The sequence below is a fragment of the Bacillus sp. C-3-6 genome, assembly GCF_054509685.1.
This window is the reverse complement of record NZ_CM137247.1, coordinates 2,128,685-2,155,488: the sequence shown is the minus strand read 5'-3', so window position 1 is coordinate 2,155,488 and position 26,804 is coordinate 2,128,685. Positions and strand designations below refer to the sequence as shown.

Below are 26,804 nucleotides of genomic sequence, written 5' to 3'. Positions count from 1 at the left end.
AATTTTATATTTTCTCCAAAATAAAAATGCCTATTGTGACATCTTTATTTTTGTATAAAGTCTTTCATTACATAATATAAAACGGTAATTAAAACGATTGCGACGAAAAATGAGAACACTGCGACAATGTACCCATCTTTATTTAATAAAATACAGAATGAAATAGATATTATAAAAATCGGAAATACGAGACGTACTTTATCCTTCACTTCTTCTGTCGTATCTGTATGATGAAAATACTGCGTTATCCCTATCATTAAAGAAGACAAAATAATAACCGACAATAGTAAAGGTCCTGGCATTCCGATTTCTCCTTTCTCTATTTCTAATTCAGTGTAAAATTTTTTATTACAATTGTACGATTCATTTTTTCTTCAAACACTCTTTTTAGAATTGATAATGAACAATTCACACCTATATAATAGCGCTTTTATCATTATAACTTCAAATAATTACACTTACAGTAATGTTGTAATATTCCCCCTCAGTCTCTGAAATCCTGCAAAGATAACTCGTCAAAATATGCGGTGACCAAATTAATATTTACCGTCAACTTTTGACAAAATTTATAAAGGACATTTCAGTACATATCAAGAATTAAGAATAAGAAGATATGTAAGGGAGGATGCATTATGACTGAACACGTTTTATTTTCTGTTAGTGAAAACGGCGTTGCAACAATTACTTTAAACCGTCCAAAAGCACTTAATTCTTTATCTTATGACATGTTACAACCTATCGGACAAAAACTTAAAGAGTGGGAACACGATGAGCGTATTGCACTTATCGTGTTAAAAGGAGCTGGCACAAAAGGTTTTTGTGCAGGTGGCGACATTAAAACTCTTTATGAAGCGCGTTCCACTGAAGTGGCATTGCAACATGCAGAACGTTTTTTTGAAGAAGAGTATGAAATTGATACATATATTTATCAATATACAAAACCGATTATTGCTTGTTTAGATGGAATTGTAATGGGCGGTGGTGTCGGTCTTACAAATGGTGCGAAGTATCGCATTGTAACTGAACGTACGAAATGGGCAATGCCAGAGATGAATATCGGCTTCTTCCCAGACGTCGGAGCTGCATATTTCTTAAATAAAGCACCTGGATATACAGGACGCTTCATTGCTTTAACAGCATCTATTTTAAAAGCTTCTGACGTATTATTTATTAATGCTGCTGATTACTTTATGACTTCTGATTCATTACCAGAGTTTCTTACTGAACTTGAAAGTGTAAATTGGCATAAAGAAGTTGATGTACATACTAATTTAAAAGAAGTTATTCGTACATTCGCAACTGCTCCAAACTTAGAAAGCGAGCTGACTCCTTCATTAGAAGTAATTAATTCACATTTTGCTTACGATACAATTGAAGAAATCATCCATTCATTGGAGAAAGATGAAAGCTCCTTTGCTCTAAAAACGAAAGAAACACTGTTATCAAAATCACCTATTTCACTAAAAGTAACATTAAAACAGTTTATTGATGGACAAGATAAATCCGTTGAAGAATGTTTCGCTACGGACCTTATACTTGCTAAAAACTTCATGAGACATGAAGATTTCTTCGAAGGAGTACGCTCCGTTGTCGTTGATAAAGATCAAAATCCGAATTATAAATATAAACAGTTAAGTGACGTTTCAGAAGAAGATGTGAATCGTTTCTTTAATTTACTTAATGCATAAAATGAAACTGTAATAAGTGGGTGTTTTGTTCATCCCCCACCTAACTTCTTTGCTCCAGCTAAATCTTGTGCGGTGGAAATCTTACTACTCGCAAATAGCGGGATAAAATCGAGGCTATATAGTAGTGTAATTACAGCTACTATATAGCCTTTTTTATTTAATAATTTTTAATAAAATTTAATTTTATTAAATCCATTTTTGTGCTACACTGATTTTAATCAAATATTCTAAAAATAAAAAGGAGGGGCGGCTATGATAGAAAATTATCTTCTTTTCATCATTATGTCTATTTGCCTTATCATTTTACCTGGTCCAGATACAGCAATGGCTACGAAAAACACATTGGTTGCTGGTAAAATCGGTGGAGTGAAAACAGTGTTTGGTACATGTATTGCACTATTAATTCATACTTTAGCTGCTGTAATTGGTCTTTCTGCACTTATTGTAAAGTCAGCTCTTTTATTTTCTATTTTCAAGTACGTTGGGGCTCTCTATTTAATATATATCGGTATTAAAGCCCTTTTAGCAGTAAGAAACAAAGAAAACTTAGATACAAATGATCTATCTTTGAATAATGAAAACGAACATACTTCTTGCTTTCGCCAAGGATTTCTTACAAATTTATTAAATCCTAAAGTTGCAGTCTTCTTTTTAACTTTTTTACCGCAATTTTTAAATCCAAATCATAATACATTTATTCAACTTCTTTTAATGGGCCTTACTTACCTCGTTTTAACAGTCATTTGGTTTGCATTTTATATATTTTTAATTGATAAAATTAGTGCTTTTATGAAAAAACCAAAGACGCAACGTTATATTCAAGGGCTAACAGGAGTCGTCCTAATTGGATTTGGTATTAAACTAGCTTTTGAAAAAAATAATTAACAAGATGAAAACCACCACCACTATTAATAGTGGTGGTGGTTTTCATTTAATAGTTGATTTGGCTGTTTACTCTATATTAAAACCAGCGCTCAGTTACAACTTTTTTACGTGTATAGAATTGAACGCCATCTGTACCATTTGTACCTAAATCACCAAAGAATGAAGCTTTATTTCCTGCAAATGCGAAGAATGCCATTGGTGCTGGAACGTTTACATTTACACCGATCATACCAGCATCGATGTTATCACGGAATGTTTGTGCATGTTTACCATTTGACGTATAAATAACCGCACCGTTTGCAAATTTAGATTGATTTGTTAGTTTAATACCTTCTTCTAAATCTTTAACACGTACAATGCTTAATACTGGAGCAAAAATTTCATCTTGCCAAATTTTCATTTCTTGATTCACGCCATCAAAGATTGTCGCACCTACAAAGTAACCTTCTCCAACTTCTTCATTAATTTTACGGCCATCTACTAATAAAGTTGCCCCATCTGCTACACCGCTATTAATATAGCCTAAAACGCGCTCTTTATGAGATTCACGGATTAATGGTCCAACATAGTTATCTTCGTTAAAGCCATCGCCTACTTTTAATTTTTTCGTTTCTGCTACTAATACATCAATGAATTCATCAGCAATTTCATCCACTACTGCTACTACTGAGCATGCCATACAGCGCTCTCCACTACTTGCAAATGCAGATCCAATTACACCTTGTACTGTTTTCTCAAGATTGCAATCTGGCATTACAATTGCATGGTTTTTCGCACCTGCTAACGCTTGTACACGTTTTCCGTGTTTCGTACCTGTTTCATATACGTAACGAGCTACCGGCTCAGAGCCAACGAACGAAACAGCTTGAATATCTTTATTTTCTAAAATGCTATTTACAACATCTTTTCCGCCTTGTACTAAATTTAATACGCCTTTTGGGAAACCTGCTTCATAGAATAATTCTACAAGTCGCTCCGCTAAAAGTGGCGTTCTTTCCGATGTTTTTAATACGAATGTATTACCGCAAGCAATTGCAAGTGGGAACATCCATAATGGAATCATCATTGGGAAGTTGAACGGTGTAATACCAGCAACAACTCCGATTGGGTAGCGCCAAATTGATCCATCAATTCCGCTAGCAATATTCGGAAGCGCTTGTCCCATCATTAAATTAGGTGCCGATGTTGCAAGTTCTACCGCTTCAATACCACGCTGTACTTCACCTGTTGCATCCGTTAGCGTCTTACCATTTTCTAGCGTAATGATTTTTGCAAGCTCATCTTTGTTTTCTTGTAATAGCTGTAAATATTTATATAAATTTCTTGAACGATTCGGAACTGGTACTTTAGACCATGTTTCGAATGCTGCTTTTGCCGCTTCAACAGCTTTTTCAACATCCTCTTTTGGAGATAGTGGAACGTAAGCGATAATTTTTCCAGTCGCTGGATTTGGAACTGCTTCTACTTCCGTACCTGTCGATTCAACCCACTCACCGTTAATGTGATTTTTCACTCTTTTAATTTCAGTTGTAATCATTGTATTCTCTCCTTTTTTATGATGTTTATAAGTCTATTATTTGTGATTAGAAATTAATTGTTCACTAACTTTCTTATATAAAGCAGCCATATCGTTTTCACCATACCCAGCTTCACTTGCTTCTTCATATACGTTTAATAGCATTTCGCTTACTGGTAAGTGAAGTTCACTTTCTTTCGCTAAATCTACTGCAAACCCCAAATCTTTCTTTAGTAAATTCACAGTAAAACCTGGCTCATAGTTTTCTGATGCAATGAAACTTTTATAATTGCGCTCATAAATTCTACTCTGACCATAACTTACATTTAAAATATCAAACATTTTATCTAAATCCATATTGTTCTTTTTCGCTAATGTTAAGGCTTCACTCACACCAGCTGTATAAAAACCAATTAATAGGTTATTAATTAATTTAACTGTTGTACCACTATCAATTTGCTCACTAACATGGAAAATGTTCGCACCTAGTACAGTCATGATAGATTCCGCTTTCTCATATACCTCTTTTGATCCACCAACCATAAACGTTAATGTACGGTTTTCAGCTCCAATTACACCGCCGCTCACAGGTGCTGCTAAAAAGTCTACTTTCTTTTCCTTTGCAGCTTCCTCTAACTGTTTGTTTAACTGTGGAGATACAGTACTTGTATCTATTAAAACTATATTCGAGTGACTATTTTCAAATAATCCTTCTTCTCCAAAATATACTGCTTCAACAGCCCGAGGTGAAGGTAAACTTGTAAAAATTACATCGCATGTTTCTGCTAGTTTTAAGATTGATAAGCCAATAATTCCTCCTTCTTTTTCAAAGGAAGCTTCAGCATCTTTATTTAAATCCACACCATATACTGTGTAATTTGATTTAACTAAATTTTTAGACATCGGAAGACCCATGTTACCTAAACCGATAAAACCAATCTTTTTCATATCGCTTTCCTCCTATTTACACAATATACTTTCCGCGATTTATAATAGCTTTCGCAATTTCTCTCTTTTTTGTAAATACGTTCGTGTATAAAGGTACTGATAATTGACGAATTCCAGCTAAAATTACGTGTCTATCTTGTTCTTCTGTAACAGCCGCTGAAAGTATAGAAATCGCCGCTTCTTCTACTTTACGATATCCTTCTTCACAAATAACGTCAGTTATCATTTGTTTCGTACGTTCTTTCCCTTCACCATTTTTACTAATTGCTTTACTCGTACGTAAAAATGCTGATTCCATGACGTACACATCCGTTAACATATTTGATAATACACGTGAATATTCTTGCTCTTGATCAATTTTTAAACCTGGAGTTTTAGAGAGCGTTTTCAAAGATTGTTTCAACAATTTTTTCGCTAATAAAATGTAACGATGGTTTCTTTCGACATTTTCTACATCAATCTCTACTTCAGTATCTTCAATTTGTTCCACTTGCTTCATTAACATTTTAGCAACTGTTAATCTATTAATTTCATTCGTCCCTTCAAAAATACGACTAATTCTAGCATCACGATATAAACGTTCTACTTCGTATTCTTGCATATAACCGTAACCACCATGAATTTGTACAGCTTCATCTACGATGTGACCAAGTGTTTCAGAAGCATTTACTTTATTTAGTGCACATTCAATTGCAAATTGGGACATTTTCTTCATAAGATCTTCATCGCTCTCATGAATTGCTTCATCGATTACACCTGCTGTACGATAAGCTGCACTTTCTGCTCCATATGTAGCAATGATCATATTTGCAATTTTCTCTTGAATCATCGTAAAGTCTACTAATTCCGTTTGGAACTGTTTTCGCTCTTTTCCATATTGAACCGACAAACCAATTGCTTGTTTTGCTGTTCCAATATTTCCAAAAGCAAGTTTAAGTCTAGCAAAGTTAAGAATATTAAGGGCTACGTGATGCCCTTTCCCAACTTCCCCTAAAACATTTTCAGCAGGGATGACAACATCTTCTAAAATAAGAGTCGCTGTTGAAGAACCTTTAATTCCCATTTTCTTTTCTTCTAATCCAATAGATACACCTTCACATGTTCTTTCGACAATAAACGCTGTCATTCCTTTATTTGTCTTCGCAAAAACAACGTATACATCTGCCATATGAGCATTTGTAATCCATTGCTTCTCACCATTTAACTTCCAAGCTGTTCCCTCTTCATTCAATACGGCGCTTGTTTTTGCACTTAATGCATCCGAACCAGCATTTGGCTCAGTTAAAGCATAAGCACCAATCCATTCTCCCGATGCGATTTTCGGTAAATATTTTTCTTTCTGTTCTTTCGTTCCATAATATATGTAAGGCAATGTACCGACACCAGCGTGTATATTAAAAGAAACGCTAAACGCACCAGCGTAACCCATTTTCTCTGCTACAAGACCTGAGACAGCCTTTCCTAACTCGAACCCGCCATAATCTTCTGGTACCTCAATGCCTAATAATCCAAGTTCCCCAGCTTTCTCAAATAATTGACGAGAAACTTTATAGTTATGTTGTTCAATATTCTCCATTTGTGGAACAATTTCTTGTTTAACGAATTGTTCTGTCGTTTTTGCGATTAAATCTTCATCACCTGAAAAATCTTCTGGTGTAAAGTAAGTATGATTTATATCTTTATTGAGTGAAAAAAATTCATCCCATGGTAACTTCGTTTTCTCCATATGTATCCCCCTATCATTCGGCTTTCATAGCTTTTTGCTTATGCTCGTCTACGATGAGTGGAATATCTTTTTTGAAAATAGAAGGCGATGATTTTTCACATCAAGCATTTTATTTTGCCAAAGATGTATTTTCATCGCCTTCGCTGCTTTATCTATTGATCTTCTGATAATACTGTTTTTGCAATACCAGTATCTAACTCTTCAAAGTCATGATATGAAATTGTTTCGTATAATTCACTTCTCGTTTGCATATTAGAAAGTGCATCTTTTTGAGAACCTGTTTCTTTAATTAAAGTAAACACATTTTCATACGCTTTCGCTGCAACGCGAAGTGAAGTTACAGGATAAATAACCATTTGGAAGCCCATATTTGCAAATTCCTCTGCACTATAATATGGAGTTTTTCCAAATTCAGTCATATTCGCAAGTAAAGGTGCATTTACCTTACTATTAAATAGACGGAATTCTTCCTCTGATTGAAGCGCTTCAGGGAAAATTGCATCTGCACCTGCTTTTACATATGCATTTGCTCTTTCAATTGCTTCATCTAATCCTTCAACGCCGCGAGCATCAGTACGTGCTACAATGTATAAGCTCGGTGCAACTTCTTTAATCGCTTTAATTTTTTGAACCAATTCTTCTGTAGTAACAAGTTTCTTACCATTTAAATGTCCACATTTTTTTGGTAATTGCTGATCTTCAATTTGGACAGCTGCTACTTTCGCTTCCACCATTTCTACAGCTGTTCTCGCTACATTTAGTACACCACCAAATCCTGTATCAATGTCAACAAGAACAGGTAAGTCTGTAGCTCTTACTAAATCTCTTGCTCTCTCAGCCACTTCAGTAGACGTCACGATACCTAAATCTGGTAAGCCTTTACTTGCAGTATAAGCAGCTCCTGATAAATAAAGAGCTGAAAAACCTGTATTTTTTGCAACTAAAGCCGCCATTGCATCATGAGCACCTGGAATTTGCAAAATTTCATTTGCTTCTACTAAAGCTCGGAATCGATTCGCAAGCTCCTCTTGTGTTGACTGCTTTTTCACAACCCAAGCCATTCTAAATTCCCCCTATTATTAAATTAAGAATAGATCTACAAATTCATTTACATTCATATTTTCTAGCTTTTCTTCATTTAAACAAACTTCATGAATTTGTTCTTGTTGCTTACTAGAATAATGACCTGCCATATTTGCAGTGAATTTTTGAACAACTTTTGGAATTGCTTCGTCTCTACGGAAACGGTGACCAAGTGGATATTCACATTCCACATTTTCTGTTACTGTGCCATCTTTAAAGTGAACTTGAACAGCGTTGGCGATTGAGCGCTTGTTCGGGTCAAGGTAATCTAAACTGTACTGTTTGTTTTCAACAACAACCATCTTATTACGTAATTCGTCTACACGTGGATCGTTTGCTACTGCATCTTCATAATCATCTGCAACGATATCTCCTTTTAATAAACCAATTGCCGTAATGTATTGTAAGCAATGATCACGATCAGCTGGGTTATTTAATGGACCTTCTTTATCAATAATACGAATTGCTGATTCATGAGTTGTAATTGTAATGCGGTCAATTTCATCCAATCTCTCTTTAATTTCCGGATGCAACTTCACTGCACATTCTGCAGCTGTTTGTGCATGGAATTCTGCTGGATATGACACTTTAAATAATACATTTTCCATTACATATGACTCTAGTGGTCTTGCTAATTTTAATTCTTGTTTATTGAATAATACATCTTGGAATCCCCATCCTGGCGCAGATAATGCTGTTGGATAACCCATTTCACCTTTTAGAGCAGTCATTGCAAGATGAACACCGCGGCTCGTTGCGTCACCTGCAGCCCATGATTTACGTGAGCCCGTATTTGGAGCATGACGATATGTACGAAGACTAGAATTATCAATCCACGCATGTGATAATGCATTAAAGATTTCTTCACGTGTTCCGCCAAGCATTTTCGCAACTACTGCAGTTGTTGCTACTTTTACATATAATACATGGTCAAGACCAACTCTGTTTAAGCTGTTTTCTAAAGCCAGCACGCCTTGAATTTCATGTGCTTTAATCATCATTTCTAATACTTCACGTACTTTTAAAGCTTCTTTTCCTTCTGAAATACGAACACGGCTAATATAATCTGCGACCGCTAAAATTCCGCCTAGGTTATCAGATGGATGTCCCCACTCTGCTGCAAGCCAAGTATCGTTATAGTCTAACCAACGGATCATACATCCGATATTAAATGCACCTTTTACTGGATCTAGTACATAAGACGTACCTGGTACACGTGTACCATTTGGCACGACTGTTCCTGGCACAACTGGTCCTAGTAATTTCGTACATTCTGGATATTGTAATGCTAAAATTCCACATCCAAGTGTATCAAGTAATACGTAACGAGCTGTACTGAATGCTTCTGCACTAGTAACCTCTTTATTTAATACATAATCCGTAATCTCTTCTAATAATGCATCTTTTTGCTTAATTTCATTTGTTTTAATCATGCTATCCTTCCCTTTCTGTCGAAAATTCGTTATTATTAATGATGGGTGTCGGTCAAACACCCATCTGGCGGGCGGTGCTAACAACTCCCCAGTTGTTCTTATTTACTAAGTACATGTCGCTCGCCAATATAATTTACACGCGGACGGAACAAACGATTATTTTCATGTTGCTCAATAACGTGCGCACATAATCCCACTGTTCTAGAGCTAAAGAAGATAGGTGTGTAAAGTTGAATTGGAATACCTAGCATCCAATATACTGGAGCTGCATAATAATCAAGATTTGGATAAATTCCTTTTTCTTTTTCCATAATCTTTTCTCCAGCTTCACACATTTCATATAGTGTATAATCACCTTTTACATCACATAACTGTTTTAAAGCTTCCTTCATCATAAGTGCTCTTGGATCCATCTTCTTCATATAAACACGGTGTCCAAAGCCCATAATTTTTTCTTTGTTATATAATTTCTTCTGTAATAACTCTTCAAATTTCTCAACATTACCAGCTTCTAAAAGCATGTACATAACCGCTTCATTTGCACCGCCATGTAAACTTCCTTTTAAAGATGCAACTGCACCTGTTAAAGCACCGTATAAATCTGATTGTGTTGATGCAATAACGCGAGCTGTAAATGTAGAGTTTGGCATTTCATGCTCACTATATAAAACAAGGGAACGATCAAAGATCTTTTCCTCAAGTTCAGTTGGTTTTTTACCAGTTAACATATAGAAGAAATTCGCACTATAAGATAATTCTTTAAGAGGTTCAATTGGCTCCTCATTATTTAAAATATGATAGCTATTCGCTACAATGTTTGGCACTTTACTTAACAGCTTGTACCCTCGGCTTTTATTCACTTCTAACGAGCGGTTTTCGATATCATTATCGTAACCAGCTAACGCTGACACACCTGTACGTAATCCATCCATGGGATGCGTCTCTTTAGGCAATGCCTTTAGTACGTTGAATACACCTTCTGGTACTGCATATTCTTCTTTTAATTTCTTTTCAATTGTTGCTTTTTCATCTTCATTCGGTAGGTGTTCCTCCAATAAAAGGTGCACAATGTCTAAATACTCTTTTGTTTTTGAGAGTTCGATTAAGTCATACCCTTGAATTACAATTTCACCTTTTACTGTGTCAAGAAACGAGATTTTCGTCTCCGCTGCCACTATACCATCTAATCCCGGGGAAAATTTTTCTTCAGCTTTCATCATTATTTCCTCCAATCCTAATAGATCTTCGTGCACATAACTGTAAGCCTTTACAATATTGTGAAACTACATTTCTATTTCAATGTATCAGAGTTTTTAGAAGATTTCAATTTATTTTATAATGATAAGTTTCCTACACTTTTCTTACTGTAACAATACAATTTTTTGAAAATAATTCTTATATTTTATAAAGAAAGAATAGACTTCTTTGCGTATTTTCAAAAACAAGATATAAAGATTTTTCATATAACACCGCCAAATATACAATTATTCTAATTTTATTTGAGAAATAAAAAAAAACGAGCTGTACATAAATACAGCTCGTTACTATATGATATTTATTTCACTATCTCTTAAATATAATTTTTATATAAAACTTATTCATTTTTAATAAAGTTATTATTTTACATAATTAAATTGAATTTCTTCCATTTCCTCATGATAACTTACAAATAAATCATAGTTTTGAAAATACCAAAGATCATCAGAATCTACAAAAAATATAATACCTTCCTTCTCAACTGACACTATTTCCCCATCTGGTTTCTCAGCAACAACCCCTAAAGAATATCCGGGATGAATTGAACTATCCCCTCCGTACCTTACAGTAAAACGTACAGATTCACCGTGCTTTATACGTAATTCTTCCTGGAACCATTGCAGAGCTTTACGATCAATTGAAATTCTCATCTTTATTCCTCCAGTTTACGCAAACTCTTTTTTTCCTAATCGTTGTTTTACAAAGAAGACGAAAATAATTAAAGCTATCAATGCTGAAATTGCACTCCCTGAAAATAAAATACGATAACCAAACATTTGTGAAACAACTCCAAGTAAAATAGCACCTAACCCGATTCCTAAATCAAACGCTGTAAAAAATGAAGCATTTGCAACTCCTCTTTTACTCGGGTCGACAATTGTAAGCATTGCCGCTTGCAAAGCTGGCTGCGCTGAACCAAATCCAATACCGTATAATGTTGCTGCGATAATTACACCTATCAAACCATTTGAAATAGTTAAAACAACTATAGCTAAAATAGTAATACATAATGCTGGAAGTATGATGAATACTTCTCCATACTTATCTAATAGTTTCCCTGAAATTGGTCTTACAATTGTTAATGCAATTGCATATACAAGAAAGAAAGTTCCCGGGTTTACATGAATTGATGATGCAAATAACGGTAAAAAGGTTGTTATTCCTCCATATGCAAACGATAAAAAGAATACTACAATCGTGATTGTTAATACGGATTTCTCAAATAGCTGAATTTTCCCTTTTTCTTTTTGTGGCGTAAATGGCATCTTCGTTATTAATGATAATACGACTGCCATAAAAGATAACAACGTCGCTAATAAAAATAGACCATGAAATGAATAATTTTGCACAACCCATAATCCAATCATAGGTCCGATCGCCATTGCAATTGTCATCGCCATCCCGTACCAACCCATACCTTCACCGCGGCGTGAATCTGGAATAATATCCGTTATTGCTGTTCCAACAGCTGTTGTAGAAACAGCCCATGTTACTCCGTGAATAACACGTAAAACAGCTAAAAGGACAATAGTCGATGCTATATTATAGGAATACATCGTTAATCCAAAAAAGATGAGTCCGAAAATAATAAAGGATCTTCTACCATATTGATCTAACATTCCTCCAATAATCGGTCGTATTACAACAGCAGCTATTGTAAACATTCCCATCATGAGTCCAACTTGCGATTCATTGCCACCTATCTCTTTAATAAAGAGCGGGAGCGTTGGAACAAGTAAATAAAATCCTGTAAATAAAAATAGCATTGCGAAAGTCATTTGAATAAATGATTTCGTCCATAATCGTTCCATAAAAATACCTCCATACACTCGTAAAATATTACGATTAACACCCTCATTGTACATTTTATTGATCTCTTTTCCCTCCGCAAATAGACGTATCTTTTCATATTAAATAGTCCACCATCAGCTTACATTAGTCTTAAGACTTTGTACGCATGTTTTAAACGAAAGTCCTATATATGTACCTTTATACGTGTGAAAAGAATATACTAATTTATTATCACAACTTAGGAGTGATTATTTTATGTGGGTATTATCATCAAGAGTAACTGTCGCGGTTCCTTCGATACCCGAAATACATGCCCCCGCCGTTCATACAGCAAGTTCCGATGTCGGCATTGAACTTCCAGCAATTTGGCAACAATACCAATCACCAGGTCAAGCTACCCCTTCATTTTGGCATCATGGTGCCCATCCAAGTAGCACTACCTTTTATCACCCTAGCTACGCTCCACCACCTCAGGCTCAAGTCTTTTATCATTTCCCATCAATTTATTTTCAAAATTTTTATGGCACGTTTAACATTTAATAGCCATCACTGTATTCCCCCTACATTGCAATAAAGATTAACTTCACTCCAGTTTCAACATAAAAAGTCGAATTTCCTAAATAAGAAATTCGACTTTTTAAATTATTTTCCCAACTAAAGAAAGATATTTATTAAAGATTTGAATATAATTTTTACTTATTTAATACTTTATATGATTCATCACAGTTAGTCACTTTGCGGGATAACCAACACATACCATCTTTTGCAAATAGACTTTCCTCTCTTTACGTTAATTCACTCTTTTTCTTCTATCCAGCCCTTAACATTACATTTTCTGTAGCAAAATGAAAAAAGCACTTAAGATTGTAAATTCCTACAAATCTTAAGTGCTCTTTTGAAAACTTTTCTATAAATTTTTCTTATTGTCCATTATTGGCAGGAACCTCTCCTGCATTTCCACCATTATTTGGTTGTACTGTTGCAGGTGGGGTTGGAGTTCCTTGACCTCCATTATTATTCGCTGGAGGTGTCGTTCCTTGGCCTCCTCCGTTATTTGCTGGAGGTGTCGTTCCTTGACCATTTCCGTTATTCGCTGGAGGTGTCGTTCCTTGACCTCCTCCGTTATTTGCTGGAGGTGTCGTTCCTTGGCCTCCTCCGTTATTCGCTGGAGGTGTCGTTCCTTGACCATTTCCGTTATTTTGTTCATTTTGTTTCTTTTCTTCTTCTTGTTTCTTTTGCTCTTCTAGTTTCTTTTGTTCTTCTTGCTTCTTAAGTTCCTCTTGTTTCTTTTGCTCTTCTTGTTTTTTCAGTTCTTCTTGTTTCTTTAATTCTTCTTGCTTTTTCTCTTCTTCAGTTTTTTGCTGTTGATCTTGTTTTGGTTGCTCCGTTGTATCCGGTACGCTAGTATTTGGCGATGAATCACGTTTTTCACCTTTTATACGTAGCTCACTACCTTCTTGAATAACGCTACTTGGCATTTTAAAGCGTGATTTATCTGTAGCCATTTCACTCATCATTTCTTTAAAGATCAACTGTGCAATTTTCGTATTTTTACTACTAATATACTCGTCTTTACCATCTTTCATATACCCCGTCCATACTGCCATCGTATATTGCGGTGTATATCCAGCAAACCAACTATCACGAGTTGCACTTTCTGGAATTTTATATTGAGCTAATTGTTTTGATGAGTAGTTTGTCGTACCCGTTTTACCAGCTACATCTAAAGATGCTATATTTGCAGATGTACCAGTACCCGATGTAACTACAGAACGAAGCATATCTGTAATCATATATGCGGTAGAGTCTGTCATAACTTGTTTTGGTTTTTGTCCAAAACTTTGTGACTTACCATCTGGATAAACGACTTTCTTAACAAAATGCGGTTTCGTATATTTACCATCATTACCAAATGCCGCATAAGCGCCCGCTATTTCAGTTGGTGATACTTCATTTGTACCAATCGCTGTTGATTCAGTCGGTGCCGTATTAAATGTAATGCCTAATTTCTCAGAGAAGTCTTTTGATTTATTAATTCCAACTTCTTTCGCAGTCTTAATTGCTGGGATATTTCGTGACTTTTCTAATGCTACACGCATTGTAATAGGGCCCATATGACTTCTATCTGAATTTCGTACTTCTTGTCCCGTTGAATACTTAAATGGAGAGTCATCAATTTGATGGTACGTAGCCCATTTTAAATATTCAATTGCAGGAGCGTAGTCGAAAATCGGCTTCATCGTTGAACCAGCTGCACGATCTAATTCAATTGCCATATTATGCCCTTTAAATACAGCTTTATTTTCTCCACGGCCACTACCTATAGCACGAACTTCTCCTGTTTTCGTATCCATAAATGTAAATGCACCTTGGAATTTATCGTTCGGATAATCAATGATATTATTATTTAAAATATTATCAGCAAGTTTCTGTGCTTTCGGATCTAACGTTGTATAAATTTCTAAACCATCAGAACCAATATTAGCATCTGGCAATTCTTTTTCTACTTCTTTCACAACTGCATCCATAAATGCAGGGTATGGCATTGTTTGTAGTTGAGTTGCAGGCTTGAGTCCCTTTTCTACGTCAACTTTTGATGCTTCTTCCATTTCCTGTTTTGTTATATATCCATGTCGATTCATTAAGTTTAGAACAACATTTCTTCTTTCTGTTGCTTTTTGAACATTTTCTTTTTTCGTTGGATCATAGTTATTCGGTGCTTTCGGTAAACCTGCCAGCATCGCAACTTCTGGTAATGTTAAGTCCTTCAATTCTTTACCATAGTAGTTTTGTGCTGCTGTTGCGATCCCATATGAACGGTTTCCTAAGTTAATTTTATTTAAGTACATCTCTAATATTTCATGTTTTGAATACTGTTGTTCTAGCTTATAAGCTAAATATATTTCTTGCGCCTTACGTTTTGGTGTTTTGTCCATTGATAAGAAGTAGTTTTTAATAACTTGCTGTGTTATCGTACTTCCACCTTGAGAACCGTAATCTCCCTTAAGACTTACTAGAACAGCACGCGCAGTGCCTTTAAAATCTACTCCGCTATGCTCATAAAAACGTGAATCTTCTGTTGCTAAAAATGCATTTTCTACTAATTTAGGTATTTGCTCATACGTAACATTCGTCCTTTTTTCTTTTCCATATTCATATACCAAATCCCCGTTTTTATCATAAATTTTTGAGGATAACGGATTAACAAGTTTTGCTTTCTCAAGTTTTGGTGCATCCTTAATCATTACGAAAAAGGTAGCAACCCCCGCCACTAAACCAACAATACCAAGTAATAAACAAGTAATTAAAAACTTGCGAAAGAATGATGTTTTACCTTTTGGTTTTTGTGTTTTAGAAGCTGGTTGTTTTTTCTTTTTAACTTGTCGTCGTTCCTCTCGAGAACGATAATTTTCTGACATGTTACTTTCTCCTGCCTTTCAATTCTCCCGTTGATTTACTTAAAAATATTGAGGTCACTTTCTAAAATGCATTTGATTAAGAAAGTATATTGACCTGGAGCATTCAATATTTTCCCAATTCACAGATTATAAATTTTAGAATACTTCTTATACAAACTATTTTCACTTCTATTTTTCCTAATAACGCTGCCCCTTTAAGCATAGAATGTAAAAAGTGAATTTTTAATACCTCGTATAAATAATATACCTTTTTTTCAAATGGTCAATATTTTCTTATTTATAAATCAAAGGTGAAATAAAAATAGCACAACGATATGTACTTCGTGTGAACTTCCTTATAATTACGTATAACAAACATTTAATATGTTGCATATAAGTATAATACCTCTTAAATTATAAGGATTTCAACATCACAACCTCAACATATACAAGAAATTATTAAAAATGAAAAGTGAGGAGTTGCGTAATGATGAAGCTATCTCCCGTGATTTCAAAAAATATAGTTGCTGTTGGCTATAATCCTTTTTCTATGATTTTGCGAATCCAATTAAAGAACGGTATGTACGATTTCTTTAATGTACCAGAAAGTATTTATATTGGCCTATTACATGCACAATCTAAAAGTTATTATCATAAAACTTATATTAAAAATTCTTTCCGCCACACAAAAATTTAAACTTAACACCCACTAAAAAAAGGAGGTTAATCCTCCTTTCTTTTAAAAACATTTCACAGATGAATTATCTTCGATTCCTCTTATTAATTTCATCATATGCTTGAATTTGTTTTTTCAAACGCCGATCAGCTTTTTTATCATGCACTACAAGAATTGCATGTATAACTCCTGGAACCCAAAATATTAATGTTAATATGAAATTTATTATTGCCTGAATTGGTTTTCCACAAAATAGTACAGCAACAGGTGGAAGAAAAATTGCTAATAAATACATCATCCCTTGAAAACTCCTTATTTTGTATTTTATATATCCCTTTTCAAAACATACGTAAAGAAACCTTATGATGTTGTTGTTACATAAATTTTCATTAAGTATATATAACATCTCTTACTTTATATATTCTATCTATAGGCAAAAAAACCTACTACTATTTTAATCTTAACGTACCTATAAAATTCATGTATCTCCTTCTATTTATATAAGTATTTCAACCTTTTCATTGTTTTCTAGCCTATTTTCTTCCTCTATTGCAGTTACTCCAATTGCAGAAATTAACGTTCCTATCGCTTGTATCCAAATACCAATGAGTGCAATTATTCTCTCATCCTTCTTATCAAAAATACTATCTTCATTTTCTCTCTCATCTTTCAATACATTTGAAACACCTTGATACGCTTGTAATCCAGCACCTAAACTTTGCATGGAGTTACCTAATATAATTATTTTCTGTAGCACATTTATATCCATCAAAGCTGCTTCTACTCCGAAAAAAGCACCGATCGATTGTAAACTGTTCCCTGTAATAATAAGATAATCATTTTCTTTCGATTGTTCATTTATATTAAAATATGTTCCTATTACATTTGATATATTCCCTAATGCTAATAGCTCAATTCCTATTTGATCAAGTAATTTACTTTGATTCTCTAAGCCTATATTTTGATTTTCTCTTTTTTCTTCCCCATCATCATAATTGCTCGCAATGATTTGTAATATATACCCGAGGGCTTGTAATGAGCTTCCTACAATAACAAGATCCGATTCAACTTTCTCTTCTCCAATAAATCCTCTTGTCGTTCCAATTGCAGCTGTAAGGTTCCCTCCTACTTGAAACCATGCCCCTGTAACTTTTAAACCGCTTGGATTCATTTTTATCACCTATTTAAATATTTTCTAAACCCTTCAAAATAAAGTGAAACTTTAATCAATGGGGTGTTCTTCATCCCCCGCCTAAATTCTTTACTTTCGCTGAATTTTGAGGTGGGGGTCTTACTGATTGGCAAATAGCGGAATAAATAAATTCCACCCTTAATCTTTTATTTTATTTTTCAAATGTAATTTTGTGAATGATATAATGTGCTACTAATATAAAAAGCACCTTAAAGGTGCTTTTTATATGCATGCTGGGCATGTCAATGAATCTCCATTTTCATCTATTGTTATATTCAATATATATTGAGTTGCTTTATGTGACCAAGTTTCAGGTGTAGGTGATTCATTTATATATTGTGGCGCACATGACTTCAGCATTGGAGTACTAATACTCCCTCCAGGATCTAAAGCAACTACAGCCATGCCATGAGGTAATTCCAGTGCCATAGATTTAGTGATACCTTCAATTGCAAATTTCGAGGCACAATATGGCGCAAGCTCAGCTTCACCTTCTCTCCCCCAACTAGAACTCATATTAATGATAATTCCTTCTTTCCTAGCTACCATTGCGGGAACAAACGCTCTTATTACATTCACTACACCATTCACGTTTACATTCATTACATTTTCGAATTCTTGAGCCGTAATTTTCCAAAGTTGTGCATTTTGATTTACAATCGATGCATTATTTATTATCATATCGGGAGCCGTATGTCTATTAAGTATATAATTTGCCCAGTTGTTAACTTGCTGAGAATCTGAAACATCAATTACTTGAAAATCATGTATTTTACTGTACTGTTTTTTTAGTTCCTCAATTTTATCTTTTGAACGTCCACAACCATATATGTTCCACCCTAATTCATGAAATCGATCAACCATCGCACGTCCTAACCCTTGTGTCACACCTGTAATAATTACAGATTTACCAATTTCTTTTCTCTGCATTTCTCTCATCCTCCTTCCCTATATTTTACTCTCTTCATTTTTATTCAGCCATTTACTATAGTATCAACTCAACTCATACTTTAGTAATGGTTTTGATATTGCATACATAAATAAAAAAGTAACCATCATGGTTACTTTTTGCTATATATCTAAAAATTCATTGTTTATTTCATTATCGTTTTTACATTTCAACTTCTCTTTTCCACATTTCTCACACTGGTAAATATAAACTACACATAATGTACCTTTTTTTAAATCCTCATTATCCTGCATCTTAATAAAAATATATTTATGTTTACAATGCAATTCACCCAAATAATTTTCAAACCACTTTTTCAACACAACACATTCCACCTTTATGATAGAACCTTTATTTAGCTGCCTTATTACATACTTTTATTTAAATATTCAATCTCATATTGCAATTTTTTAAATTGCTCAAAATGCATGGTAATAGATTGGCTACTACCATAATCAACATTTTGTTTCACTAATATAACACCCGTATCATGAAAAAGCGCTTCAAGTTCTTTCCTAATAGACACTTTCGCAATATGAGCTGTTTTAATTGCAGATAAAATTGCAATTTCATTAAACTTTAATTTTATTTCATTTGGACAAAATGCGTCTTCAACTAATATAACTTCATTACTATAAATTAGTGCAACAAGATTACTTGATTTGGCATCTGTTAAATCAACTTTTTTCATAATATCTTTCATTACATTTTGCCTCCTTTATTTTCGTATATATCAATTATACAAATTTTTTTAAAAAATTACTCAACTTTATTATATTAATTTTAACACACTTTTATTGAAATCCATGCTCCAAACGTTTTACTATTCCACAATTTTTATTATATGAACCATCTGGACTATAACTCCATATAGTAATGTTAACAACTTATTATAAAGCAGGTGAAAATTATGCCATCAGTTGTAGGGAATTTAGTTGTACAAAATAGTAATGGTTCATTTAACTTAGGTGATTTCTACAACGTTTCTCCAAAAGAAAATACGAAAGCTTATAATGGTTCTGGCGCATCAAACGTTGGTTTTGTTGTTAATACTTTTAGCGGTGTTAGCGCGACCAATACATTTGATTCTGATCTTGCAGATCAAAACCAAGTGGGTACAGCCTAATCTTATGTTCAACTTTTTGTATAGAAAATTTTAATTTGTCTATACTATAATCAGGCTGTTTGACAGCTCTTGTTGATTTTGGAGTACCCTATCTTTTTCTCCCTTTCCCTGGGGCTCAGCAGCTAGCACGAAGCTAGCTGCTTTTTCTTGTATTATTTGTCTCATAAATCAGAAATAAAAGAAGCTGCCATTTAATATTCAGCTTCTTTTACGTTATTTCAATAATATCCATAGCGTTAAATACGTAAGTTTTATAAAAGGCGTCTGTACAAATTACAATTTGTTTTACCGGATTGATATGTACAACAGTCATGTAGCTTGTTAGTATGTAACCATCTTCAAAATATGTTACCAATATTTCTTTCTCAGACAGTAATGACGTTAATAATTTATCAGAAATTCTCTCTTTTGCTTCGTTTGTTAAAAGCGGTTTTTGTACTTTTAATTTCTCTCCAATAATCTTTCTCATATTTAAAAGTTGTTCGGATATTACTGTAAACGGAACCCACTCTCTTTCTTCTTTTTGTATCTTTACATCGTTCATTTTTTATCTCCTTGATCATTTATACATTTATTTAGCCATACTATCCCTTAGTTATTTTTAATACGCACTAAACTCGGATTTACTTCTAAACTATAATTAGGTTAGCTCTCAAAAGAACATTCGTTCTTATTATACACGAACTTACGTTCTTTTGAGAAGAGCCATACTTATTATTTTTTAACAAAAAACATAATTTTATTTATCTCCATACTTTTTCCTTTATCAAATAAGCTTCTCATTTCTTATGTAAAATGCATATAACAACTAAAAGGCGACTTCACACAAAGTGAAATCGCCTTTTCTTAAAAAATATTTCAATGTTTATTTTTCTATCCTAACTAATGTTCTTTCTGGAATACATAATTCATCTATATTAAAATGATTTATTTTTAATTTCAATTCCCCTACTCGTTCCTTATCTTCATCACCAACCCAACAACTGAATAATTCGATATAGTCTCCATCTTCCAAATAACCTTCCATAATCTTGCATAAAGTTAAAAGTTTTTCTTTCGCTTCTTTTTTTTCCTTTACGTTTTGCCACTCGACAAGTTCAATTCCCCAACTAGTTGAAACCTCATATATGTAATTTGTTTGGAATTGATACTCTTGTACCATTTCAAGCATACTTTCATCTGCAAAACATGATCCAAAAACAATTACATCATTAGAATCGGGCTCCGTTAACGGAATTTCTACATTACAGCCTATGTAACTTGCTAAACTCATTTTATACTCCTCCAATATTCGTATAAAAAATACTTCATAGTATATTTATTTACTCAAATATAAAATCCCTGCCTAAACAAAAAAGTTTTAAATTTTTTCGTTTATTAACCATCTATAACTGAACACATATACTATGATGAACGAACTCACAAAGCATAAGAAAAGAGAGCATTTACAACACTCTCTTTTCTTACATACTCTATGAAACTTTACAAAACTGAATCAGTGATTTTTATTATTATATTTCATTACATATACTTAGGTTGTACTATTATATGTAACTCTCTCTCTGTTTCCGCTTTTTTCGGATGACGAAAATAATTAAGTTCGTACTTTAACACTTTATACTCAACAATTCCGATTTTAATCCCTTTTGTTTCTTTTAATATAGCTAATAAATCACTTACATTTTCATCATATGACTCAAAAATTTTCGCGCCGCCCTCTCCTTGAAAGATTACTTTCATATATTCTCCCCACCTTAATTTATTGATGTGATAAATGAAGCGTTTAATACGATTCATTATTTATCCTAAAATTTTCACACCAAAAAGAACATCCTTTCCATTCGAATGCTCAGCTTTTTACTAATTATCCATATTAAATATTTATTCAAAAACATTATATGTATTATTTTTTAAATTATGTTCGATATCCATTATTAAAGAATAAATATATGTAACAAACTTGCATAATGAAAACCGTATAATATCCACTTTCGTTGAAATAGTTATAGCACCTTTAATTATAATCCATTATTTCCCATTGTAATTCTTAATATTTAAATGTAATATTGTATTGTCTTACTATCTATTTATAACTCACACACTAATTAGAAAAGGGAACTCTATATGAGTTCCCTTTTCTAATTATGATTACAATCATTATTTCTTTTCTAGAAATTTAAATGTATCTTTAAATTCTTTATTATTCACTTTAATATCAGCATCTTTCAATAAATCATTGACTACTTGTTGTTTCCATTTACCTGTCGTATCTTGTAGTCTTTGTTGTTCTAAATCTTTACGAATTTTTTCCTTTACTTCATCAAATGGCTTCAATTCTTTTTTATCCGTCACTTTAATAATATGGTAACCGTAAGTTGTTTTAACTGGATCACTTACTTGGCCTGCATCTAATTTATACGCAGCTTCCTCAAATTCTTTCACTGTTTGTCCAGGAGCAAAACCAGATATTTCCCCGCCCTGTTCCTTTGAACCAGTATCTTCTGAATACTGTTTTGCTAAGGCAGCAAAATCTTCACCATTATTTACTTTCTCCTTTACTTCTTTAGCTGTCTTTTCATCTTTCACTAAAATGTGACTTACTTTCATTTCTGGTTTATAGTTATCTTTCACATCTTTTTCTGTGACTGTTGCTTTAATCGCTTTCTCAAATGCAATTTCTGGCTTCATTTTTTCTTTTAATTCATCTTCATTTTTCAATCCAAGTTGTTCTAAAGTTGATTTAAAGTTCTCACCCATTTTATCTTTTGCTTCTTCTACTTTCTTTTTTGCTTCCTCATCCGAAACTTTATATTTATCTAACAATGCCTTACTTAACATCATTTGATATAAAGTACTTTCTCCATATTGTTGTCTTAATTCTTTACTTAATTCTTTCTCTGTAACATTTCCTACTTTTGATGTTACTACGTTGTCTGAAGAAGCACATGCAGCTAATGCTAGCATCACGCATGAAATAATTGTTCCAATAAATATTTTTTTCTTTTTCAATTCAAATACCTCACTTTTATCATTATGCAAATTAACTATACACAGGCATTGTGAAAACAGTGTGTTTTCTGCATGTAATTCATTTCATATGAGTTGACTATGTATCATGCATTTCCATTTTTAAACATAAAGAGTCTTCTTACTATTATGTATAGTAAGAAGACTCTTTACATACACCTCAAAAACAATACGGCTGCTATAGTTACTTAATACCTACATGTTCTTCAGGTATCCAACTATTCTGCCCGATATCTACCGCATTTCCCACTCTACCCCACACTCGAAAAGATGTCGATCCATCTATATTTCCTTTATAATTCATACATTCAGGCTCTTCATAATAATTTACTCTGTAGCCGACAGGATATTTCGAAGTTGCATAAAACCATTTCACCTTAAAATGTTTTAAATATGCCCACTGCTTATCGTTCCCTAAACAAATCATATCTTGCTCACCGCCTCCCCAATAGCCTGTTAAGATTAAATATGGAATTTTCTGAGTGAGTGCACCTGTAAATTGAGGATTCATGGGGTTCTCATATAAATTTATTCCGTATCCATCAGGATATTTCGAAACTGCAATACCAATGCCATTCGGTTGCTGTTTATACACTATGTTAGATTGATTTGCTTTGTTCGAATCTATAAACCAAGAAAGTGACTTATTTCCTACTAATCGATTCAGATCACATTTCCCAATCCCAGGAACATTCCCTGAATCCGTATATTGCCAAATATCACATGGATATGCTGGCTTATTCCCTCCATAACGAGGGATCCATACGAAATCAGCTTCAATATTACGTGCTCCAAATGATAAATACATGTGATGCCCTACATATAATCCTACTTTTTCCGCACCTAAACGGCGTAATTCATCAATAAATGCCTGTGTCCCGCCTTGCATATCTGCCATCGTTTGAACTTCTACGTCCGCCACCCAAAACTTAGCTGATTTATCACCACGATTCCAAAAATCTTGTGCCTCTTTCTTTGCATCAGCAATAGATATAAAACGGCAAAAAGCATAATTACCGAATGGGATACTATACTTTTTCATTTCACTAACATAATTTTGATACATAAAATCCACCGTATTAGAGCCATCTTGAACTCTAGCAATCACTAAATCTAGCTGAGATGCTGCAATATCCCAATTGATAGTTCCATTCCATTTTGAAATATCTACAATATAACCCATACATTCCAGCTCCTTTTTAATGTCTTATTCATAGCTTGTTTTATTGTAAGCCTTATCTCTCTAAAACTAGCTATCTATAATATAAATAAAAAGAATCGTTACTGTTTTAAAAAATATATTCTCTTTCAGAAATATTTCTATTAACTTTAACATATATACCATATAAAACATTCTCATATTTGAAATATACCCTACTATTCATTTGTTATGTAATCTCGTCCTATCAATCCAGGTATCAATTATTTTTACGGATATTAGAAAACATCCCCCTACATTATTAAATTAAAACTTCCAATATCAATTCCCTTTCAGCTAATATAAATTATTCCTCATTTTCTATATATTCTTAAGTCAAAATTACTATCTTTCCATGAAATTTGAGATTCAGAAATTTTTTTAATTTATTGAAGATTATTCCTACTAACCTACAATTGTCCAATCTGCACACTATTGGTGCATAAAAAAGACATTTTCTATTCATGAAAATGTCTTTTTACAGTTTAATAAAACAACTTTGGTGCTAAATCTGTATTTTGTAATTGTGAGTTTTCACTGCTCATAACACAACTTGTGGAAAATAGAATTGGGATACCACAAACCTCATCATTCATTACATCACGAAATACATTGGCAGCAACACCTGTAAACGTTTGACATAAGTTAGAAATATCGTCATTGAAAAACTGAATGACTTCCGCAGCGAAAACCGGAAAGACAACATTCGGTCCGCCAGGGAACTGAGGCTGTACCACAACTTGTTCAAAATAAGGATTATTTTCTAGTGCTACTTGAAATAAATGAGCTATTTCAAATGCATCTAGTGGACAAGGAAATGGATTTACAATTTCATTCTCATTATTCGTTACAATAACTGTCACACTTACATTCCCAAATTGTACAAAAGATTTTAAAAGCGTTGCTAATGCTCTCGCTTTTTCATTACTTAACGCATGCACTAAAATAATATAATTACCACCAACAGGAATAAGCGGCCCAACTGTAACAGTTGGATCAGCACCTATTGAATTTTTTAATTCATTAAAATATGTGATCCATGGTGGCGAAAGCTGAGCTTGTACATTTTCTTCCACTATTTTATACTACCTCCTTATACAATTCTTACTAACATAATATGTAGCAAATTAAAAAATGCATTAGTTATATTAACCATTTGCGTATTTATTGATTATATTAATTAAACATTTTATTTCGTATTTTCAATTTCCCCTTTACATCTTTAAGCACTTTTACTACTATGAAATTCTTTATTATAAGCAAATCCACTGAAATTTCATATTATACTAATACGACTCTATATCCTTTAACTTATAATACTCAATATTAGGAGCTGATTTCATGGAAAAAAAACCTATCTTGTTCAAAATCCCACCAAATTCAAAGCTAAAAGTTACATTTTTCGGTCCTTGTAACGAAGTAATTACAAATGTGTCTATAATTAATCAACTATGCACCCCTAGATGTCAAACTATCACGCAATATCCAGACTTTAAGAAATATGTAACTGAAGTACGATCGCTATCCCGTTGTTAGTCCGCATAATGTACGATTTTCACAACTTTGTTACCTAAAATAACTGAGAAAGAAAATAACTGCATTCCTAAACTAAAATTACTCATTTTATGATATTCCATTGATAATTCATTGATTTTTTACACGTTTTTATTAAAAGAACATATATTATCGTATGGAGATTATCCACTCATAAAACCTATCTTTCTTTAGAGCGTACTTTTTATGTATGCTCTTTTTTTATGTAACCGTCCCCCTTCTAAATTGACCAACAATATATTAAAATTCTTTATATACACAAGGAGGTCAAATATGTTCAAGCTGCATCCAATACTACTCATCTTAGGATTGATTTTGTTTTTATATAGTGTACTCGCCTTTATGTGATTCTTTTCAGTGTATTAGCATTGCCTACACAAATCTATGTTCAATATGTAATTTCTATATAGTAAAAAAACGTAATGATACGATTTTTTATGTATTCCGTCTTTCTTGTTCTATAAGAAAACTAGTAAACTTACTAACAATGAGTTTTCAGAAGCATGTTACTTATTTACATATTATTTTGTTCATTACCTGAAGAAGGGTGAAGCCTCTAAAAATTAAACTATACTTTACCTATTTACTTATATATTTTAGAAAAACAATAATAATCCCCCACCATTTGGTAAGGGGATTAACTAAACCTACTAAAAAATATTTAATGATCTGTTTTATTTAATTGGAGAAGGAAATCTTGCTGCTTCAAAGTGAACCGTATTTAAACCATTAACATTTTGTATAATTACGCCCGCAATACTACTTTCTGCAAAAACTTCAACTAAATCTCCTGCTTCTAATTGAAGAATAGTAGTTACGGAAACATCATTATTAAAAAATACTCCTGTTCCAAAGAAATCATTATCTATCGCTATTGCTGGATTTCCATTTACACGAATTTCTACTCTAGCTCTGTAATTCACATTAAAATCATTTGGAGAAAATGTTATATTTCCTAATACATTATATACCCCTCTAGTTTTCGGAGTGAAAATGGATGTTACTGGATTATATTCATTCGCTAGATCGAATTGTTCATTTTGAAATAATACTTTAACAGGGGTATTTGCTAGAACAGGTTGATTAACTGTATTCACAGCTCTAAATGCCGATGCCCTTACAAGCTCCTCTTTCTTATCATCACAACACTTCACCTTTACATACTTCCTATCACATTTACTACTTTTCCTATAACAATCATGACTTTCCTTTTTGTAATCTTTACAATACTTACAGTAATAATAAGACATAGTTAGTCCCCCTTTACACTTATTTTTACATAGTATGCTATATAGATTAGAATAGCTTGGACGACCTGTTACTATTTTTAATAGAGTAAAAAACCCTCACCATTTCG

28 protein-coding genes are annotated in these 26,804 nt (G+C 33.3%); 6 read left to right on the top strand and 22 right to left on the bottom strand.

All coding sequences use genetic code 11. From position 1 onward, the window contains the following. Window positions 1-44 precede the first annotated feature (44 nt). Window positions 45-302 (bottom strand): hypothetical protein, encoded by a 258-nt coding sequence (locus tag ACW0JX_RS11155; protein ID WP_001119409.1) that lies wholly within the window; start codon window positions 300-302, stop codon window positions 45-47. 330 nt (window positions 303-632) lie between these two features. Between ACW0JX_RS11155 and ACW0JX_RS11150 the strand changes: the two genes are divergently transcribed. Then, entirely contained in the window at window positions 633-1,688 is a 1,056-nt protein-coding gene (locus ACW0JX_RS11150) for an enoyl-CoA hydratase/isomerase family protein (RefSeq protein ID WP_459245666.1), read from the top strand. Between the two features lie 252 nt (window positions 1,689-1,940). After that, window positions 1,941-2,573 carry a LysE family translocator gene (locus tag ACW0JX_RS11145; RefSeq protein ID WP_095690960.1) on the top strand — a complete coding sequence of 211 codons (633 nt, stop codon included), beginning with the start codon at window positions 1,941-1,943 and terminating at the stop codon, window positions 2,571-2,573. Window positions 2,574-2,649: 76 nt separating this feature from the next. Here ACW0JX_RS11145 and ACW0JX_RS11140 read toward each other — a convergent pair whose 3' ends face one another. The 8 genes from ACW0JX_RS11140 to ACW0JX_RS11105 all read right to left on the bottom strand — a co-directional run bounded on the left by ACW0JX_RS11140 (window position 2,650) and on the right by ACW0JX_RS11105 (window position 12,347). After that, window positions 2,650-4,110 (bottom strand): CoA-acylating methylmalonate-semialdehyde dehydrogenase, encoded by a 1,461-nt coding sequence (locus ACW0JX_RS11140; protein ID WP_000633339.1) that lies wholly within the window; start codon window positions 4,108-4,110, stop codon window positions 2,650-2,652. Window positions 4,111-4,146: 36 nt separating this feature from the next. Next, complete coding sequence (locus tag ACW0JX_RS11135; protein WP_098126133.1) at window positions 4,147-5,037, bottom strand: NAD(P)-dependent oxidoreductase; 891 nt, start codon at window positions 5,035-5,037, stop codon at window positions 4,147-4,149. Between the two features lie 16 nt (window positions 5,038-5,053). Further along, window positions 5,054-6,763, bottom strand: coding sequence for an acyl-CoA dehydrogenase family protein (locus ACW0JX_RS11130; protein ID WP_098126134.1), 1,710 nt, complete (start codon window positions 6,761-6,763; stop codon window positions 5,054-5,056). 152 nt (window positions 6,764-6,915) lie between these two features. Further along, window positions 6,916-7,824 (bottom strand): methylisocitrate lyase, encoded by a 909-nt coding sequence (gene prpB, locus ACW0JX_RS11125; protein ID WP_000312640.1) that lies wholly within the window; start codon window positions 7,822-7,824, stop codon window positions 6,916-6,918. 18 nt (window positions 7,825-7,842) lie between these two features. Continuing rightward, on the bottom strand, window positions 7,843-9,279 hold the full coding sequence (gene prpD, locus ACW0JX_RS11120) for a 2-methylcitrate dehydratase (protein WP_000598139.1): 1,437 nt from the start codon (window positions 9,277-9,279) through the stop codon (window positions 7,843-7,845). Window positions 9,280-9,377: 98 nt separating this feature from the next. After that, window positions 9,378-10,499, bottom strand: coding sequence for a citrate synthase (gene mmgD / locus ACW0JX_RS11115; protein WP_144465465.1), 1,122 nt, complete (start codon window positions 10,497-10,499; stop codon window positions 9,378-9,380). Between the two features lie 396 nt (window positions 10,500-10,895). Further along, window positions 10,896-11,186, bottom strand: coding sequence for a HesB/YadR/YfhF family protein (locus ACW0JX_RS11110; RefSeq protein ID WP_089170939.1), 291 nt, complete (start codon window positions 11,184-11,186; stop codon window positions 10,896-10,898). 15 nt (window positions 11,187-11,201) lie between these two features. After that, window positions 11,202-12,347, bottom strand: a complete 1,146-nt coding sequence (locus tag ACW0JX_RS11105) for an MFS transporter (protein WP_144465464.1) — start codon at window positions 12,345-12,347, stop codon at window positions 11,202-11,204. Between the two features lie 235 nt (window positions 12,348-12,582). On the opposite strand from ACW0JX_RS11105, the gene ACW0JX_RS11100 reads away from it, so the two are divergent. After that, a complete protein-coding gene (locus tag ACW0JX_RS11100) occupies window positions 12,583-12,867 on the top strand; it encodes a hypothetical protein (protein ID WP_063547175.1) in 285 nt (94 codons plus the stop codon). Window positions 12,868-13,247: 380 nt separating this feature from the next. On the opposite strand, the gene ACW0JX_RS11095 is transcribed toward ACW0JX_RS11100, so the two are convergent. Then, window positions 13,248-15,746, bottom strand: coding sequence for a transglycosylase domain-containing protein (locus ACW0JX_RS11095; RefSeq protein WP_089170938.1), 2,499 nt, complete (start codon window positions 15,744-15,746; stop codon window positions 13,248-13,250). Window positions 15,747-16,212: 466 nt separating this feature from the next. On the opposite strand from ACW0JX_RS11095, the gene ACW0JX_RS11090 reads away from it, so the two are divergent. Continuing rightward, window positions 16,213-16,422 (top strand): KTSC domain-containing protein, encoded by a 210-nt coding sequence (locus ACW0JX_RS11090; protein WP_000977079.1) that lies wholly within the window; start codon window positions 16,213-16,215, stop codon window positions 16,420-16,422. Window positions 16,423-16,486: 64 nt separating this feature from the next. Here ACW0JX_RS11090 and ACW0JX_RS11085 read toward each other — a convergent pair whose 3' ends face one another. From ACW0JX_RS11085 to ACW0JX_RS11065, 5 genes are all read right to left on the bottom strand, one after another. Further along, window positions 16,487-16,699, bottom strand: coding sequence for a YqaE/Pmp3 family membrane protein (locus ACW0JX_RS11085; protein ID WP_000990219.1), 213 nt, complete (start codon window positions 16,697-16,699; stop codon window positions 16,487-16,489). A 198-nt stretch (window positions 16,700-16,897) separates the two neighbouring features. Then, window positions 16,898-17,572, bottom strand: a complete 675-nt coding sequence (locus tag ACW0JX_RS11080; RefSeq protein ID WP_069355549.1) for a DUF6944 family repetitive protein — start codon at window positions 17,570-17,572, stop codon at window positions 16,898-16,900. A gap of 243 nt (window positions 17,573-17,815) precedes the next feature. Further along, window positions 17,816-18,523: an SDR family oxidoreductase gene (locus ACW0JX_RS11075; protein WP_095690964.1), complete on the bottom strand. Its 708-nt coding sequence runs from the start codon at window positions 18,521-18,523 to the stop codon at window positions 17,816-17,818. Between the two features lie 141 nt (window positions 18,524-18,664). Beyond that, window positions 18,665-18,865, bottom strand: coding sequence for a hypothetical protein (locus ACW0JX_RS11070; protein WP_459245665.1), 201 nt, complete (start codon window positions 18,863-18,865; stop codon window positions 18,665-18,667). Window positions 18,866-18,909: 44 nt separating this feature from the next. Beyond that, window positions 18,910-19,245, bottom strand: coding sequence for a hypothetical protein (locus tag ACW0JX_RS11065; protein WP_000651909.1), 336 nt, complete (start codon window positions 19,243-19,245; stop codon window positions 18,910-18,912). Between the two features lie 207 nt (window positions 19,246-19,452). On the opposite strand from ACW0JX_RS11065, the gene gerPF reads away from it, so the two are divergent. Further along, on the top strand, window positions 19,453-19,668 hold the full coding sequence (gene gerPF, locus ACW0JX_RS11060; protein ID WP_001141569.1) for a spore germination protein GerPF: 216 nt from the start codon (window positions 19,453-19,455) through the stop codon (window positions 19,666-19,668). Between the two features lie 208 nt (window positions 19,669-19,876). Here gerPF and ACW0JX_RS11055 read toward each other — a convergent pair whose 3' ends face one another. The 6 genes from ACW0JX_RS11055 to ACW0JX_RS11030 form a co-directional block, all read right to left on the bottom strand. Beyond that, window positions 19,877-20,212 (bottom strand): YolD-like family protein, encoded by a 336-nt coding sequence (locus tag ACW0JX_RS11055; protein ID WP_069355547.1) that lies wholly within the window; start codon window positions 20,210-20,212, stop codon window positions 19,877-19,879. A 321-nt stretch (window positions 20,213-20,533) separates the two neighbouring features. Further along, the gene (locus ACW0JX_RS11050) at window positions 20,534-20,941 is read right to left on the bottom strand and encodes a hypothetical protein (RefSeq protein WP_095690966.1); all 408 of its coding nucleotides are present in this window, start codon (window positions 20,939-20,941) and stop codon (window positions 20,534-20,536) included. A 248-nt stretch (window positions 20,942-21,189) separates the two neighbouring features. Further along, window positions 21,190-21,408: a hypothetical protein gene (locus tag ACW0JX_RS11045; protein WP_098126138.1), complete on the bottom strand. Its 219-nt coding sequence runs from the start codon at window positions 21,406-21,408 to the stop codon at window positions 21,190-21,192. A gap of 417 nt (window positions 21,409-21,825) precedes the next feature. Beyond that, window positions 21,826-22,677 carry a peptidylprolyl isomerase PrsA gene (locus tag ACW0JX_RS11040; RefSeq protein WP_459245664.1) on the bottom strand — a complete coding sequence of 284 codons (852 nt, stop codon included), beginning with the start codon at window positions 22,675-22,677 and terminating at the stop codon, window positions 21,826-21,828. 202 nt (window positions 22,678-22,879) lie between these two features. Then, the gene (locus tag ACW0JX_RS11035) at window positions 22,880-23,878 is read right to left on the bottom strand and encodes a glycoside hydrolase family 25 protein (RefSeq protein WP_095690968.1); all 999 of its coding nucleotides are present in this window, start codon (window positions 23,876-23,878) and stop codon (window positions 22,880-22,882) included. A gap of 500 nt (window positions 23,879-24,378) precedes the next feature. Beyond that, complete coding sequence (locus ACW0JX_RS11030) at window positions 24,379-24,969, bottom strand: hypothetical protein (protein ID WP_000392281.1); 591 nt, start codon at window positions 24,967-24,969, stop codon at window positions 24,379-24,381. 265 nt (window positions 24,970-25,234) lie between these two features. Between ACW0JX_RS11030 and ACW0JX_RS11025 the strand changes: the two genes are divergently transcribed. Then, a complete protein-coding gene (locus ACW0JX_RS11025) occupies window positions 25,235-25,429 on the top strand; it encodes a hypothetical protein (protein WP_089170935.1) in 195 nt (64 codons plus the stop codon). 692 nt (window positions 25,430-26,121) lie between these two features. Here ACW0JX_RS11025 and ACW0JX_RS11020 read toward each other — a convergent pair. After that, window positions 26,122-26,697: a complement C1q domain-containing protein gene (locus ACW0JX_RS11020; protein WP_053564576.1), complete on the bottom strand. Its 576-nt coding sequence runs from the start codon at window positions 26,695-26,697 to the stop codon at window positions 26,122-26,124. Window positions 26,698-26,804: the final 107 nt, after the last annotated feature.